The 14,773-nt window shown below is 71.0% G+C and carries 13 protein-coding genes; 2 read left to right on the top strand and 11 right to left on the bottom strand.

The genetic code is table 11. The features are described 5' to 3' along the window. Window positions 1-834 (bottom strand): MBL fold metallo-hydrolase, encoded by an 834-nt coding sequence (locus KF837_33515; protein ID MBX3232294.1) that lies wholly within the window; start codon window positions 832-834, stop codon window positions 1-3. A gap of 120 nt (window positions 835-954) precedes the next feature. Between KF837_33515 and KF837_33510 the strand changes: the two genes are divergently transcribed. Next, window positions 955-1,314: a response regulator gene (locus tag KF837_33510; GenBank protein ID MBX3232293.1), complete on the top strand. Its 360-nt coding sequence runs from the start codon at window positions 955-957 to the stop codon at window positions 1,312-1,314. Here the strand turns inward: KF837_33510 and KF837_33505 are convergent. The 7 genes from KF837_33505 to thiC form a co-directional block, all read right to left on the bottom strand. Continuing rightward, on the bottom strand, window positions 1,288-2,511 hold the full coding sequence (locus KF837_33505; protein MBX3232292.1) for a hypothetical protein: 1,224 nt from the start codon (window positions 2,509-2,511) through the stop codon (window positions 1,288-1,290). The genes KF837_33510 and KF837_33505 overlap by 27 nt on opposite strands. Beyond that, the gene (locus KF837_33500; GenBank protein MBX3232291.1) at window positions 2,511-3,416 is read right to left on the bottom strand and encodes a hypothetical protein; all 906 of its coding nucleotides are present in this window, start codon (window positions 3,414-3,416) and stop codon (window positions 2,511-2,513) included. Before KF837_33500 ends, KF837_33505 begins: the two co-directional genes overlap by 1 nt. Before the next feature lie 68 nt (window positions 3,417-3,484). After that, on the bottom strand, window positions 3,485-4,699 hold the full coding sequence (locus KF837_33495) for a serine/threonine protein kinase (protein ID MBX3232290.1): 1,215 nt from the start codon (window positions 4,697-4,699) through the stop codon (window positions 3,485-3,487). After that, a complete protein-coding gene (locus tag KF837_33490; GenBank protein MBX3232289.1) occupies window positions 4,696-6,270 on the bottom strand; it encodes a bifunctional metallophosphatase/5'-nucleotidase in 1,575 nt (524 codons plus the stop codon). Before KF837_33490 ends, KF837_33495 begins: the two co-directional genes overlap by 4 nt. A 6-nt stretch (window positions 6,271-6,276) precedes the next feature. Next, window positions 6,277-7,362, bottom strand: coding sequence for a PilT/PilU family type 4a pilus ATPase (locus KF837_33485; protein MBX3232288.1), 1,086 nt, complete (start codon window positions 7,360-7,362; stop codon window positions 6,277-6,279). A gap of 18 nt (window positions 7,363-7,380) precedes the next feature. Continuing rightward, window positions 7,381-7,989 carry a hypothetical protein gene (locus tag KF837_33480; GenBank protein MBX3232287.1) on the bottom strand — a complete coding sequence of 203 codons (609 nt, stop codon included), beginning with the start codon at window positions 7,987-7,989 and terminating at the stop codon, window positions 7,381-7,383. A 46-nt stretch (window positions 7,990-8,035) separates the two neighbouring features. Beyond that, a complete protein-coding gene (thiC, locus tag KF837_33475) occupies window positions 8,036-9,415 on the bottom strand; it encodes a phosphomethylpyrimidine synthase ThiC (protein MBX3232286.1) in 1,380 nt (459 codons plus the stop codon). A 54-nt stretch (window positions 9,416-9,469) separates the two neighbouring features. Between thiC and KF837_33470 the strand changes: the two genes are divergently transcribed. Beyond that, window positions 9,470-11,065: an adenylate/guanylate cyclase domain-containing protein gene (locus tag KF837_33470; protein MBX3232285.1), complete on the top strand. Its 1,596-nt coding sequence runs from the start codon at window positions 9,470-9,472 to the stop codon at window positions 11,063-11,065. 4 nt (window positions 11,066-11,069) lie between these two features. On the opposite strand, the gene KF837_33465 is transcribed toward KF837_33470, so the two are convergent. Genes KF837_33465 through KF837_33455 form a run of 3 tightly spaced genes read right to left on the bottom strand, consistent with a single transcriptional unit; the run spans window position 11,070 to window position 14,750 of the window. Then, a complete protein-coding gene (locus tag KF837_33465) occupies window positions 11,070-12,020 on the bottom strand; it encodes an SUMF1/EgtB/PvdO family nonheme iron enzyme (GenBank protein ID MBX3232284.1) in 951 nt (316 codons plus the stop codon). Then, window positions 12,017-13,054: a hypothetical protein gene (locus KF837_33460; protein ID MBX3232283.1), complete on the bottom strand. Its 1,038-nt coding sequence runs from the start codon at window positions 13,052-13,054 to the stop codon at window positions 12,017-12,019. The genes KF837_33465 and KF837_33460 overlap by 4 nt, the downstream gene beginning before the upstream one ends. Then, window positions 13,044-14,750 carry a protein kinase gene (locus tag KF837_33455; GenBank protein ID MBX3232282.1) on the bottom strand — a complete coding sequence of 569 codons (1,707 nt, stop codon included), beginning with the start codon at window positions 14,748-14,750 and terminating at the stop codon, window positions 13,044-13,046. The genes KF837_33460 and KF837_33455 overlap by 11 nt, the downstream gene beginning before the upstream one ends. Between the last annotated feature and the right edge of the window lie 23 nt (window positions 14,751-14,773).

The raw sequence follows: 14,773 nt of genomic DNA, 5'->3' as shown, positions 1-14,773 counted from the left end.
TCACGCCGCCGACCGCTTCGCCCACGTCGTGAGATCGAGCTCGAGCCCCTCGCGCGCGGCGATGCTGGAGCGGAAGAGCGCGCGCGCGTTCGTCTCGATCTCGCTGACGCCCGCGTCGGAGCGCATCGGATCGTGGTGGTAGAGCACGAACGTGTCGACGCCCGCCGCGCGCGCGAGGTCCGCGCCCGCGACGTAGGTCGAGTGCCCCCAGCCGACCTTCGACTTGTACTCCTCCGGCGTGTACTGCGCGTCGTAGACGAGGACGTCCGCGCCCTCCGCGAGCGCGCGCAGCGCCGGGTCGACGCACGCGTAGTGCTCCGTGTCCGTCGCGTAGACGATGGACCGACCCTCGTGCTCGATGCGGTAAGCGACGACGCCGCCGGGGTGATTGCCCTTCGCCACGCGCACCGTCGCCTCGCCGACGTCGAACACCTCCGCCGGCTCGAGCTCGCGCGTGCCGATGCGCGCGCCGAGCTCGTCGAAGCGGACCGGGAAGTTCGGCGCGCTCATCTGCCGCTCCAGCGTCTCGCGCACGCTCATGACGCCGTTCGACCCGCCGATGATCGTGAGCTGCGTGTCGCGCATGTAGACCGGCACGAAGAACGGCAGGCCCTGGATGTGGTCCCAGTGATAGTGCGAGAGCAGCAGGTTGATCGCGAGCGGTCCCTTCCCGACCAGCGTGTTGCCGAGCGATCGCAGCCCCGTCCCCGCGTCGAGGACGATGCGCGTCTCGCCGCACGTCACCTCCACGCAGCTCGTGTTGCCGCCGACCGCCGCCGTGTCCTGCCCCGGCGATGCGATGCTCCCACGGACCCCCCAGAATCGGATCTTCATGCGTCCCCGCACTTCAAGGTCCGCGCCACCCGTATTCCCGCGGAAATGTCGCCTCTTCAGGGGACGGTGCACCAGAAAGGAGCAGCGCGCTGCACCAGAATGGACGTCTAGACTCGGGCGATGCCTCTCCGCGTCCTCGTCGCCGACGACTCCGCCGTCGTACGCGTCGCCCTCGCGCGCCGGCTCCGGCTCGCCGGGCTCGACGTCGCCCTCGCCGCGACCACCGCCGAAGCCAAGGCCGTCGACGCGACGGCGCTCGATCTCGCGGTGCTCGACTTCGATCTCGGCGACGGCTGGGGCGACGAGATCGCGGCCGCCCTCCGCGCCGTCCGCCCCGACCTCCCGATCGCCTTCTTCACGAGCTCCCCCCCGACCGAGACCGAGGCGCGCCTTCGTCCCTACGGCCCCACCTTCGCGAAGCCGGAGGCGATGGACGAGGTCGTCGCGTGGGCGCTACGAGCGGCGAAGGATGACGCCTGAGTAGCCGCCCGGAGGGATCCCGATGACGAAGAGGTTCGTCGAGCTCGTTCCCCAGACGCCGAGGAGGCCCGCGTCCGTGCCGCTCGGGACGAGCGTGAAGCCACGATCGACCGAGCCGCGCAGGATCGTGCCGCGACCTCCGACGACCCAGACGTCCTGCCCCGTGCCCCAGACGCCGCCGAAGCCTTCGGTCGTGCCGGTCGGGAGCACCGTGAACTCACGCATGTTGGCGGAGTACATGACGAGGCCGTTGCCGCCGACGATGTAGACATCGTAGCGGTCTCCGCGAAGCTCACCCCAGATCCCGCCGATCCGCATCTCGGACGTCGGCGTGACGATCCGATGCCACGTCCCGTCGGTCCAACGCTGCGCGATCGCGCCTCTCTCTCCGATGACGAACACGTTGTCGGCGGAGGTTCCCCAGAGGAAACGCCCGTCGACGACGTCGGTCGTCTCCTTGCGCCACTGCCCGTTCCGGTAGTGGCGCACGTCGATCCCGTCGACGGTGTAGATCTCCTGCGCGGACGCGGCCCAGACCCCGAGCGTCCGCCGCGCCGGCGGATCGCCGATGCCGTTCGGCCGCCAGGAGCCCCCCGAATCGACGCTCAAGAGCGGCAGCATGACGTGCTCGCCGTGCGACGTGCTCTCCGACGCGAGGAAGAGATCGCCGGTCGGAGTGTTCGCGAACCCGAAGATGAGACGGTTGTTGTCGACCTCGACCGGCTGCGGGCTCCACTTCCCGTCACCGCGCGAGTGGAAGATCCGCGCAGGCTCGTACGGCGTGCCGCCCGCGACGAACACGTCCTCCGGTCCACGCCCGGTGATGGTGAGGAGCTCCGGCATGTCGCGCTGCTCGATCCGGAACCCCACGCAGCGATCGCCGATCCGCTCGAAGCCGGGGGCGCAGGCGAAGTCGCACGCGAGGAGCGCGCTGCAGCTCGCGACGCCGTCGGCGGGCGGCGCGCACGGAGCGCACGCGTCCGCGGCGCAGCCGAACGCGGGATCGTCCTTCAGCGCGCAGGCGTCGCCGCAGCGCTTGCGCGCGGGCGGACAGGTGCCGTCGCTCGCGACCGGGATCGTGCTCGGGCTCGCGCCGGCGTCGGGAGGAGGCGCCGCCGGGCGATCGAAGTCGGCACCGATCACGGTGCTGCATCCGGCGAGGGCGAGGGCGAGCGCCGCTGCCACGACGAGGCGCATCAGAAGCGCGCTCCGTAGGTGATCGCTCCGGGCGCGACGCCGATCGCGGAGCGCGCGGAGGGCGCGAAGAGGAGGAGGCTCGCGCCGGTCGCGGCCGCGACGCCACCGACGACGAAGGCGGTCGTCGAGATCGCGCTCCACGTCGTGCCCGCGCGCTGCGCGGCGAGACCGTCGGGATCGCACCCCACCGCGGGGCAGTGCGCGTCGGCGTCGCTCTTCGCGTTCATCGTCATGAGCCCCGCGACGAGCCCGGTCGCGATCCCCACCCCGCCGGCGCCGAGGACGAGCCAGCCCGCCGTTCGGGTCCCCGAGCTCTCGGGCGCGGGCCGCGGCTCCGGCGCGTGGACGACGGGCGCCGGCTCGACCGCGGTGCGCGCGCCGGCGGCGAGGACGATCGTGCGGTCCTCGCCCTCCGCGAGCGTGATGCGGCTCTCCACGTCGGAGCGGCCGGGCGCGTGGACGACGAGGACGTGCGCGCCGGGATCGAGCGCGATCGTCCCCTTCGACGCGAGCGGCGCGCCGTCGAGGTCGATCCGCGCGTCGGCGGGCGAGCCGGGCTGGAGCTTCACCGTGAGCTTGGGGATCTTTCGCTCGATCGCGGCGAGCCGCTGCCGGGCGTACGCCGCGCGATCGTCGTCCGACTTGAAGAGCCGGACCGAGGCCTCGAAGCGCGCGCGCGCCTCGCGGAGGTTTCCGCGGTGCTCCTCGCAGTCGCCGAGGTTCAAGAGCGTCCCCGGCGCCGGCTCGCGCTCGGCGCTCGCGCGGAAGCTGGCGCACGCGGCCGTCCAGTCCTTCGCGAGCGCGGCCTTCCTGCCCTCGCGGTAGAGCGCCTCCGCCTCGTCGTCGGCGTACGCCGCCGCGGGGGCGAGCGACGCGAGGACGAAGACGACGGCGCCGAGCCTCATGCGCGAGTCATCTAGTCGGCGGCTCCCGATCTGCAAAGCGCGACCTGCTCGTTCTACGGATCGCCCCGTCAGAACCTCCCTCGGTCGAGCGGGTCGGGCGGCTCGTCCGGCGCCGCCGACGACGGGGCGGGCGGCCGCGGCTTCTTCACGGTCTTCGACGATCTCCCGGCGTCGACGGCGGCGGCCGGCAACGCGGTCGCGGCGACGACCGGCGCTTCTGAAATCGCGGGCGGAGGCGGAGCGCTCGCCGCGACGGAGGGCGCCGGCGGCTCCGGGAGCGCGGGCGCCGGAGCCGGGGCGCGCGACGACCAGACCAACCCGCCGAGCGCCGCCGCGCCGACGACGCCGACGACGACGAGCGGCGCGCGGCTCGCTCGAGGCGCGCCCGGCGGCGGGATCGAAGGGAGCGACGGCAGCCGCTCGGTCGAGGTCTGCAACGGCGGGAGGCTCATCGCGCCGCCGCCGAGCACGCGCGTGACGTCGGCGAGCGACGGCCGCTCCGCGCGATCGTGCGCGAGCATCCGCATGACGAGCGCGTCGAACGAGGACGGCGCGTCGGGCACGGCCGCGCGAACGGAGACGCGCCGCCGCTCCGTGATCTTGCGGAAGATCTGGCCGTAGTTGTCGCCGTCGAACGGCGTCATGCCGACGAGGCACTCGTAGAGGAGGCAGCCGAGCGACCAGACGTCGGACCGCGCGTCGACGTCGGCCTCGCCGTAGACCTGCTCCGGCGACATGTAGCGCGGCGTGCCGAGGACCGTGCCGGTGCGCGTGAGCTGCGTCTGATCGATCGCGGCCGCGGTCGGCTTCGCGATCCCGAAGTCGAGGACCTTCACCACGAACGACGCGCCGGCCGCGGCGAGGAACACGTTGTCGGGCTTCAGGTCGCGATGCACGACGCCGGCGGCGTGCGCGGCCTCGAGCGCGCGCACGATCGGGAGCGCGATCTCCGCCGTCTCCGCCGCCGCGAGGCGCCCCGCGCGGCGGAGACGATCCGCGAGCGACTCGCCGGCGAGGAGCTCCATCACCATGAAGACGGGCGTCCCCTCGCGGCCGTCCCAGAAGTCGAAGACCTGCACGACGTTCGGATGCGAGAGCCCGCTCACGATCCGCGCCTCGCGCAAGAAGCGCGACACGTCCGCGTGCGGCTCCTCCTTCAACAGCTTGATCGCGACCTTCTTGCCGGTCGTCATCTGCTCCGCCGCCCACACGACCCCGATCCCGCCTTCGCCGAGCTGGCGCTCGAGGCGATAGCGCCCGCCGAGGACGTCGCCCGCCCTCATGGATCGATCGACTGACCCTTCGCCGCGCGCGCGCGCACCCACGGCTCGACGACGTCGATCAGCTCGCCCGCGAACGTGGCGCGGACCGCCTTCGACGCGAGCCCGAAGAGCTGCTTCGGGTAGGTCGCGGCGCGCTTGTCGAAGCCGATCTTGTACTTCTTCGTCGGGTCGAAGCGCTGGAGCCCCGACCACTCGTAGTTGCCGCGCGGCTGGAAGCTCCGGAGGAGGCTCGACGCCTCGTCGCCCTGGATCTCCTGGACGTAGATCGAGGAGGTGCCCGTCGAGCCGGCGGGCCGCTTCTGGACGAGCATCGCGTCGTAGAGGCGCTGGAGCGTGACGTCGCCCTTCGGGAGGCCGGCGGCGAAGAGGTCCTTGCCGACGATCAGCGCGTCGAGCTGCCACTGCTCCTTCGCCGCGCGCCACACGACGTCGACCATCCCCTTGCCCCGCGCGATCGCGGCGTTCGTCTTGCCGATCGGCTTCTGCGCGTCGGGCGTGACCGCGTCCTCGAGCTTCTTCACGAGGTCGTCGATCGCCTTGTCGGCGTCCTTGAGCTTGTCGTCGACGTCGACCATTCGGTACTTCTCGAGCTCGACCTTCCGCGGCTCCTTCGAGCTGACGACGATGTCGCCGTAACCGACGTGCTCCCCGAAATGCCCGGCTTGCACGATCCACGTCTTCGTCTTCGCGGGGGGATGAAGGACGACCCCGGGATCGCGGAGCGTGTCGCCGCCGTGGCCGCCGACGATGACGTCGACGAGCGCGCCGTGCTTCCGCGCGAGCGTGAGGTCGTCGGCGTAGCCGAGGTGCGTGAGCGCGATGAGGACGTCGACCTCGGCGCGATGCGCCTTCGCCTCGCGCTCGAGGACCGCGCCGTAGCGCGGGTCTTGCTGGAACACGTCGTCGAACGGCGCCGAGCTCGGCTGATCGTCGGCGCCGCGGTTCTGGGTGACGAGCCCGATGACGCCGACCTTCACGCAGCCGACGTCGAACCGCGCCCAAGGACGGAACAGCGGCTTCGCCGCGCTCTCGCCGGCGTGGCGGACGTTCGCCGCGAGCACCGGATGCGCGCTCAGCCGCACGTCGCGGAGGACCACGTTCTCGCCGTAGCCGAAGTCGTGATCGCCGAGCGTGCGGACGTCGATCGGCATCGCCTGCACGATCTGCCGCGTCGTCTCGCCGTTCGATCGCAGGTCCGCGATCGAGCCCTTCTCGTAGTCGCCGCCGGCGTCGAGGACGAGCGTGGGCTGCGCCGTCTTCAGGAGCTTCAGGTACGCCGCGACGTACGCGTAGCGGCTCTTGCCCGCGATCCGATCCGAGTACCGCGCCTGGAGATCGTTGACGTGCGCGATCCCGATCCGCTGCGCGCCCTTCGCCTGCGCGGGATCGCAGGTCCCGATCGCCTTCGGCGTGTCGGCGTCCTTCGCCTTCACGATCGTGAGGACGTCGGGCGCGGGACCCGACACCGGAGCGGCCGGCGCCGGCGCGGCCGGAGGCGGCCCCGCGTCGAGGACGGGCGCGGCCGAGCCCACCGCCGCCAACCCGATGATCGCGAGCGCCCTTCGATTCATCAGCCCCTAGAAACCGGCCGCCGCGCGAGCGACCTCCTTCTCGAGGAGGCCCTGCTGGAGGAGCGCCTTCAGGTGCATCTCGAAGGTCTGCATCGCGTACGGGTGGGTGCCCTTCTCCATCAGCTCCTTGAGCGGTGGGTTGCCCTCCGGCCGCTTGATCGTCTCGCGCACGGTGCCGGTCGCGACGAGCACCTCCGCCGCGAGGACGAGGCCGGCGCCGTCCTTCTTCGGGAGGAGGCGCTGCGCGACGATCCCCTGGAGCGAGTCCGCGATGCGCTCGCGGAGCTCCTCGGTCGATCCCGGCTGCCCGCGCGGCGCGAGGGCGAGCATGCGGCCGACCGTGCGCGTGACGTCGGGGGTGTGGAGCGTCGACATGACGAGGTGGCCCGTCTCCGCCGCCTTCAGCGCGATGTCGAGCGTGAGCTCGTCGCGGATCTCGCCGACGAGGATGACGTCCGGATCCTGACGGAGCGCGGCGCGGAGCGCGTCGGCGAAGGTGCCGGTGTCGATGCCGACCTCGCGCTGGCTGATGCTCGATTTGTCGTCCTGATGGAGGAACTCGATCGGGTCCTCGATCGTGACGATGTGGAGCGGCTGCGTCTGGTTGAGGTGGCCGATCATCGCGGCGAGGGTGGAGCTCTTGCCGTTGCCGGCCGCGCCGACGACGAGGACGAGCCCGCGCTCGCGCTCGGCGAGGTACTGGCACGGCGTCGGCAGCCCGAGGTCGTCGAAGCTCGGGATCTTGGTCGGGATCGAGCGCATGACGATGCCGAGCGTCCCGCGCTGGCGGTAGACGTTCACGCGGAAGCGCCCCACGCCCGGCGCGGCGTACGCGCAGTCGTGCTCGCGCAGCGTCGCGAGCTCGGCGCGCTTCTGCGGATCGCCGATGACGAGGCGCGCGATGTTGTCGGTGTCCTCCTTCCGCAGCGGCTCGGTGCGGAAGAACACGATCTCGCCGCGGACGCGCGCGCCCGGCGGGATGCCGACCTTCAGATGGATGTCGCTCGCCTTCGCTGCCACCGCCTTCGCGAGCAGCTGATTGAAGTAGGCCTCGCTCGCGTAGACGTTCGGACTTGCCCCACTATCGCCCATCAGATCGCCCAGACTACCTCACTTGGCGTCGAGATCCGACGGGATGTCCTCGGGCTTGGGACAAGGCATCATTCTCAGCGCACGGATCGCGTGGACCCTCCGCCAGCGGGGTTTGTCGCCGTCCTTGCCGAGCGCGATGAGGAGGCCGCAGCCCTCCGCGAGCTCCTCCACGTCCTCGACGTCGACGTTCGTGCGCCGCCGCGCGGCGAGCTCGTGGACGGAGTCGAGCGCGAGCCGCGCCTCGTCGTCGTCCGCCTCCGCCGCGCGCCGCGCGAGGTACGGCGTCTGCGCCCACCCCTCGGCGTAGGCCATCGCGCGGATCGCGATCGGCCGGAGCGACGCGTCCACCTCCGCCGCCTCCACGAGCCCGGACGCGCCCTCGTGCACCGCGAGCGTCTGCAGGCTCTCGACGTCGCCCTTCCGCGCGTGCGACCACATCATCGGATCGATCACCCCCGCCGCCGACGCCGCCACGCGGAGCCGCGCGCCCGACGTCGTCGCGCTCGGCTGCGCCGAGGCGGAGCCCGCCGCCGCCGGCGGCTGATCCGGGGAGCGCCGGCACGCCCCGCACGTCGCGAAGAGGATCGCGAGGAAGAGCGCGCCGACGCCGGCGAGCGCGAGGCGCACGCGAGGCTGGAGCCCCCTCAGCAGCGCGAGCGTCGACTTGAGCTTGTTAGCCCGCAAAGACGTCGAGCGTGCGCTTGCCGGCCTTCTTGTCCTCGTCGACCTTCTTGTTGAAGTCCTCGACCGCGCGGTTGATGTGCATCGAACAGAACTTCGGACCGCACATCGAGCAGAACTCGGCGGTCTTGAAGTATTCGTCGGGGAGCGTCTCGTCGTGCATCGACTGCGCGACCTCGGGATCGATCGAGAGGCGGAACTGCTCCTTCCAGTCGAAGGCGTAGCGCGCGCGGCTGAGCGCGTCGTCGCGGTCGCGCGCGCCGGGGCGCTTGCGCGCGACGTCGGCGGCGTGGGCCGCGATCTTGTACGCGATCATCCCCTGCTTCACGTCCTCCTCGTCGGGGAGGCCGAGGTGCTCCTTCGGCGTCACGTAGCAGAGCATCGCCGCGCCGGCGGTCCCCGCCATCGTCGCGCCGATCGCGCTCGTGATGTGGTCGTAGCCGGGCGCGATGTCGGTGACGAGGGGGCCGAGGACGTAGAACGGCGCCTCGTGGCACAGCTCCATCTCCTTCTTCACGTTCATCTCGATCTGATCGAACGGCACGTGGCCGGGGCCCTCGATCATGACCTGGACGTCCTTCTCCCAGGCGCGCTTGGTGAGCTCGCCGAGCGTCGCGAGCTCCGCGAACTGCGCCTTGTCGCTCGCGTCGGCGAGGCAGCCGGGGCGGAGGCCGTCGCCCGCGCTGATCGACACGTCGTACTTCGCGCAGATCTCCAGCACCTTGTCCCAGTGCGTATAGAACGGGTTCTGCTTGTGATGCTCGATCATCCACTGCGCCATGATCGAGCCGCCGCGCGAGACGATCCCGGTGATGCGGTCCTTCACGAGCTCGAGGTACTGCACCAGCACGCCGGCGTGGATCGTGAAGTAGTCGACGCCCTGCTTCGCCTGATGCTCGAGCATGTCGATCATGTCGGCGGCGGTGAGCTTCTTGACGGACTTCACCTCCTGCAGCGCCTGGTAGATCGGCACCGTGCCGATCGGCACCGGCGACGCGTCGATGATCGCCTGGCGGATGCCGTTGATGTCGCCGCCGGTCGAGAGGTCCATCACCGTGTCGGCGCCGTACTTGAGCGACACCGCGAGCTTCCTGAGCTCGCCCTCGACCTCGCTCGTCACCGCGGACGATCCGATGTTCGCGTTGACCTTGCACGAGAGCGCGATGCCGATGCCCATCGGCTCGAGGTTCAGGTGGTTGACGTTGGCCGGGATGATCATGCGCCCGCGCGCGACCTCGCTCCGGACCAGCTCCAGCTCGACCTTCTCGCGCTTCGCGACGTAGGCCATCTCCTCGGTGACGAGGCCTTGCCGGGCATAGTGCATCTGCGTGACGGTGGCGCCGCTTCGCTTCGAGACCCAGTCCTTACGCATGGGTCAGCTCTTTAGGCCTGTGGACCTCAGCCGGCAAGTGGCACAATGCAGCGCATGTCCTCCGCGGAACTGACCGAAGCGCAGCTGCGGGAGCTCTTCGACCTGCGCGACCTGGTCGACGAGCTGATCGAGGAAGGGCTCGTGAAGCGGTGGAGCGTGAGCGAGATGCTCGGTGCGCTCCTGCCCCGCATCGGCGAGCAGCTCGCTGCGACCGCGGCGTGGGTCGAGACCTACGGCGAGGACCTGAACCTGCGCGCGTTCCTCTGGGGTCAGGACGCCGGGAAGCCGCCGAGCATCCCCGACAAAGCCGACGTCTGGGCGCGCACGTCGGAAGAGAAGCGCGAGCGCGTCGCGATCGCGACCGGCGAGCACGTCGTCATCGCGCAGCACCTCGACGTCGCAGGCGAGTGGTTCGGGCGCGCCGGCCTCGTGTGCGCGCCGGGCGCGGAGGCGAACCGCCTGCAAGAAGCGCTGAACGCGGTCTGCGAGGTGCTCGACAACTACCTCTTCAGCATCAAGGCGATGCGCGAGAAGCACCTCGTCATGATGCGGCTCGGCAACGCGCTCCGGCACCGCGTCCTCGGCGAGGGCGTGAAGCAGGCGGTCGAGGTCCTCGCCGACGCGATCCCGGTCCACAAGCTCGTCCTCGTCTACCGCGCGGAGGAGGGCACCGGAAAGACGCTCCACATCCAGCTCTACGAGGGCAAGGAGCTGAAGGTCGACACGCTCTCGAACGAGGACGAGTCGTTCTCGACGCTGCAGATGCTCGGCCGCGACTACCTCGCCGGCGACAGCCCCGACTTCCTGAAGGAGCTCGGCGTCGCCGACGCGCAGGAGGAGGTGCTGATCAACGGCATCACGAAGAGCGTCGTCGTCGGCAAGGTCGTCGTCACCGCGACCCACGGCACGTTCAACACGTACGACCGCGAGCTCCTCGCCGCGTTCGCCGGCTTCATCCGCCAGCGCATCGTCGACTTCAGCAAGGAGTGGCGCTCGCTCGCGTACTCGTTCCGCCCGGCCGACGTCGCGCGCCTCCTCCAGACCGAGGACTACGAGCGCCGCTACCTCGCGCCGCGGGAGGAGGTCGTCGCCATCCTCTACGTCGACATCGCCGGCTTCACGCGCCTAAGCGAGACGAAGCTGAAGACGCCGGCGCGCGTCGCCGAGCTGGTCGAGACGTGGAGCCGCGACGCGGTCGAGCTCGTCTGGACCCACGGCGGCGTGTTCGACAAGATGGTCGGCGACTGCATCATCGCGCTCTTCGGCCCGCCCTTCTACGACGAGAACGAGGGCGAGCGCCTCGCCCGCGCGATCGAGTGCGCGCGCGACGTCCGCGCGATGACGAACCTCCTCGCCGAGCGGAAGATGTTCGATCACCTGAAGGAAGAGGGCGTGCACGTCTCGACCGGCGTGAACCTCGCGCCGCTCTTCGTCGGCCAGTTCGGCCCGAACAGCAACTTCACCGGCTTCTCGAGCGGCATGAACAACACCGCGCGCCTCCAGGGCTGCGCGGGCAAGGACGAGATCCTCGTCATGGCCGACGCGCTCAAGAAGCTCCCCGACAACGCCGGCTTCGAGTTCGGCGACGAGCGCAGCGCGCCGGTCAAGAACGTCGCGGAGCCGCTCCGCTTCCGCACGCTCGTGAAGTAGCGCGTCAATCGGAGCAGCAGCGGAAGCCGGTGTTGCCGCTCTGGTGATCGCGGCGAATGGAAGGCTCGTCGAAGCCGCAGCCGTAGACGGGGCCGTTCGTCCCGCCGCCGTTGTCGAACGCCCCGCCCTTCAAGATGCAGGTGTCGGCTTCGGGGCCCGCCGCGTCCGGCGCGCCGCTGTCCGGCGGCGGCTTGCACGGACCGTCGAACCACTCGCGGACGTTGCCGACCATGTCGAAGAGGCCCTGATAGCCGCCCTGACACCCGGGCAAGCTCCCGACCGGCAAGACGCCGCCTTCCCCGAGATCGGCGAGGTTGCACTTCGTGCCGTCGAACACGCCGCCGTACGGGAAGCGGAGGCGCGCCTCGGCGGAGCACGCGAGGAGCCACTGGTTCGCCTTGAAGTTGAGGAGGTCCGCCTCCGAGACGGGGCCGATCTTCTTCCCGTCCTCGACCGCGCCGCAGAGGTACTTGCCCGCCCACTGACAGAACGCGACCGCGTCGCACCAGTCGACGTTCGTGACCGGCGCGTCGTCGGCCGGCGCGGGCACGACCATGCCGGCGTCGGGATCCGAGACCGGATACGACGGCTGGTAGGTCTTGTTCCAGAGGCACGTGCCGCCCTGCGTCGCGGGGTTCACGCCGGCGTCGAGGAAGACCTTGTAATCTGCATTCGTCACCTCGGTCGTGTCGATGCAGAACGTGTTCGGCGGCGTGCCGACGCGGATCGCGGTCGGGGTCCCGCGACCGACGCAGGGCACGCCGGTGTCGACGACGGGCACGTTCACGTCGGGCGGCGGCGGAGGAGGAGGCGCCTCGCCGTCGCGATCGCAGTTGCCGCCCTTGCACTCGCCGATGCGGAAGCCGTCGATGCCGGCGACCATCGCGCAGCCGACGAGGACGCTCCCGATCGCGAAGACGAAGGCGCGCCGGAAGACTTGCCTGCTCGACGTCAAAAGGTCCCTCCGAGCCCGTTCAGCGTGGGACGGATCGAGAGCCCGGCGTGGCCCTTCGTCTCGCCTTGGCGCGGCATCGCGAGGCCGAGGACGCCGGCGCCGATGCCGGCGAGGCCGACGCCGAACGCGATCGTCGACACGGTCGCGAGCAACGTCGCGGAGTCGAGATCGCTCTGCGCCGACGGCGCGCAGATGTTGTTCTCGCAGAGCTGCGACACGTCCGACGCCTTGCCGAGCGTCATCAGCCCCGTCACCGCGCCGACGCCGATGCCGACCGCGCCGAACGCGAAGCCGCCCCAGATGAGGCCCTCCGCGAGCGGCGCGCGCCGCCCGCCCTTCGACGCGACGTCCTCGTTGCCGAAGCCGAGGACCTTCGGCTTCTCCTGCGGTTTGTCGGCGTCGTTCGTCGGCGCCGGCGTCGGCTTCGCGGTCGGGTCGGCCGTCGTCGGCCACGTGAGCGTGAGCTCGACCTCCTTCGACTCCTTCTCCGCGACCTCGACGTTCACGCGCGCCTCGGTGCCCTCGGTGCCCTTCGCCGTGACGACGCGCTTGCCGGGGTTCACCGGCACCGGCTCGACGATGAGCGGGAGCGGCACGTCCACGTCGTCGACCGCGACCTTCGACGCGGTCCCGCCCTTCACCTTGATCTTCAGCGACGGGATCCGCCCCTTCACCTCCGCCTCGATCTTCCGCGCGGCGTCGCGCGCCTTCTCGAACACGGCCGGCTCGTGCGCCTCCTTCTGCGTGCGCGCGACCTCCACCGCCGCCTCGCGCGCCTCGACGAGGTGCCCCGCGGCGAGGTGCGCCTTCGCGACGGCGAGGCCCGTCGTCGGCACGTGCATGATCTCGTGCGCCTTCGAGAACGCCTCGAGCGCGCGCCGGTGCTCGCCCGTCTTCATCGCGGCGGTGCCTTCGTCCATGTGGCGGCGCGCCGTCTCGCGCTCCGCCGCGCTGGGCGCCGCGGCGACGTCGCTCGGTGCTGCGAAGAGGAGCGCCCCGACGACGAAGGCGCAGAGACGCGTCCTAGAAGCCATACTCGTCGCCGTCGCCTTTCGGCTTCCGCGGCTTCGGCTTCGGCTTCGGCGCGCTCGACGGCTGCACCGTCGTCGTCGCTCCCGCGCCCACGTGCTCCTTCGGCTCCTTCGTTTCCTTCGGGCGCGCGGTCGTCCCCGCCGACGGGACCGCCGAGCCCGGCGGGAGCACGGTCGGCGGCGCGATCACCACCGGCGTCGCGCTGGTCGGCGCGGCGGCGCTCGGGTTGGCCGGCACGTACGTGACGGGCGTGCTCGACGGCTGCTCGGCGGTGGCGTGGCCCGGCTGGCGCGCGACGAGCACGCCCGCGACGATGCCGAGGACACCGACGAACCCGAGGACGACGACGGTGCCGAAGCCGCTCTTCGCCGGCGGCGGCGGCGCGGCGGAGATCGATGCACCTTGCATGGTTCGCATCGAGGTCGATCCGTCGGTCGGGACGATGGCGGGGAGGAGCGGCTGCGGCGCGATCAGCATCTGCCCGTCGACCGCGCCGAGCATGTCGGCCGACGAGGCCGGATGCGGGAACACGAGCGGCTGCACGAGCGTGCCGGAGGGATCGCCGACGCCGGGCGGCACCTGCATCCCGGACGGCGTGCCGGACACCGTGATGTACGTCTCGTCGGTCGACATCGTGCGGCTGCTGCGCGCGGAGGGCGCCGGCGCGCCGCCGCGCTCCCGCTCGAGCTGCTGCGCGACCTTCACCGCGGCGTCGATCGCGTCCTTGCGGCGCTGCGTGCGCTCCTTCGAGTACTGCACGAGCGCGCTCGCGACGTCCTCGGTCGTGGCGCTGAGGCCGATCTGGACCATCGCCTGCTCGATCGCGCGGCGCATGTCCTCCGCGGTGCGGTAGCGATCGTCGGGATCGTTCGCGAGCGCGCGGTCGACGACGGTGCGGACCGGGAGCGGGACGCCGGGATGGAGCGGCTCGTAGGGCGCGCCGGTCATGAGCTCGTGGAGCGCGAGGAGCTGGCGGCCGTCCTCCGTGTTGCGGAGCGGCTCGCCGGCGAGGAGCTCGTAGAGCACGGCGCCCACCGCGTACACGTCGGCGCGGCGATCGACCTTGGTGCCGTTGGCCTGCTCCGGCGCCATGTACTCGATCTTGCCCTTGAGCGTGCCGGCGGTGGTCTCCTCCGTCCTGCGCTCGCGGGCCTTGGCGACGCCGAAGTCGATGAGCTTCACCGTGCCGCGCATGGTGAGGAGGATGTTCTGCGGGGAGACGTCGCGATGGACGACCTCGAGGTTCCTGCCGTCGGGGCCGACGAGCTCGTGGACGGCGTGGAGCCCGGTTAGCGTATCGGCCGCGATGCGCAGCGCGACGCCGAGGGGGAACGCGGCGCTGGCGCTGCGCACGTCGCGATAGAGCTTCCGCACCGACTCGCCGTCGATGAGCTCCATCGCGTGGTAGAGGACGTCGCGGTCCTCGCCGATCTCGAGCGTGCGGACGACGTTCTCGTGATCGATCTGCCCGGCGATGCGGGCCTCGTCGAGGAACATGTCGACGAAGGTCCGGTCGGTGCCGAACGTCGGCAGGATGGTCTTCACCGCGACGAGCCGCTCGAAGCCGTGTTTGCCGACGAGGCGCGCAAGCCACACGCTGCCCATCCCGCCTTGCGCGAGCATGCAGACGAGCTCGTAGCGATCGAGGCGATCGCCAGGAGACAGCACCGTCGAGGGGGCGGGCGTGAAGCTCCCCATCAGTAGCTAGGATCACGTCTCCC

The sequence above is a fragment of the Labilithrix sp. genome, from assembly GCA_019637155.1.
GTDB lineage: Bacteria > Myxococcota_A > Polyangia > Polyangiales > Polyangiaceae > Labilithrix.
This window is presented reverse-complemented; position numbering and strand designations above follow the sequence as displayed.

Bases quoted from the DNA above. Each gene is read 5' to 3' on its own strand.
- KF837_33505 (MBX3232292.1), bottom strand. From the start codon at position 2,511: ATGCGCCTCGTCGTGGCAGCGGCGCTCGCCCTCGCCCTCGCCGGATGC.
- KF837_33515 (MBX3232294.1), bottom strand. From the start codon at position 834: ATGAAGATCCGATTCTGGGGGGTCCGTGGGAGCATCGCATCGCCGGGG.
- KF837_33510 (MBX3232293.1), top strand. From the start codon at position 955: ATGCCTCTCCGCGTCCTCGTCGCCGACGACTCCGCCGTCGTACGCGTC.
- KF837_33455 (MBX3232282.1), bottom strand. From the start codon at position 14,750: ATGGGGAGCTTCACGCCCGCCCCCTCGACGGTGCTGTCTCCTGGCGAT.
- KF837_33470 (MBX3232285.1), top strand. From the start codon at position 9,470: ATGTCCTCCGCGGAACTGACCGAAGCGCAGCTGCGGGAGCTCTTCGAC.
- KF837_33460 (MBX3232283.1), bottom strand. From the start codon at position 13,054: ATGGCTTCTAGGACGCGTCTCTGCGCCTTCGTCGTCGGGGCGCTCCTC.
- KF837_33490 (MBX3232289.1), bottom strand. From the start codon at position 6,270: ATGAATCGAAGGGCGCTCGCGATCATCGGGTTGGCGGCGGTGGGCTCG.
- KF837_33495 (MBX3232290.1), bottom strand. From the start codon at position 4,699: ATGAGGGCGGGCGACGTCCTCGGCGGGCGCTATCGCCTCGAGCGCCAG.
- KF837_33500 (MBX3232291.1), bottom strand. From the start codon at position 3,416: ATGAGGCTCGGCGCCGTCGTCTTCGTCCTCGCGTCGCTCGCCCCCGCG.
- KF837_33485 (MBX3232288.1), bottom strand. From the start codon at position 7,362: ATGGGCGATAGTGGGGCAAGTCCGAACGTCTACGCGAGCGAGGCCTAC.
- thiC (MBX3232286.1), bottom strand. From the start codon at position 9,415: ATGCGTAAGGACTGGGTCTCGAAGCGAAGCGGCGCCACCGTCACGCAG.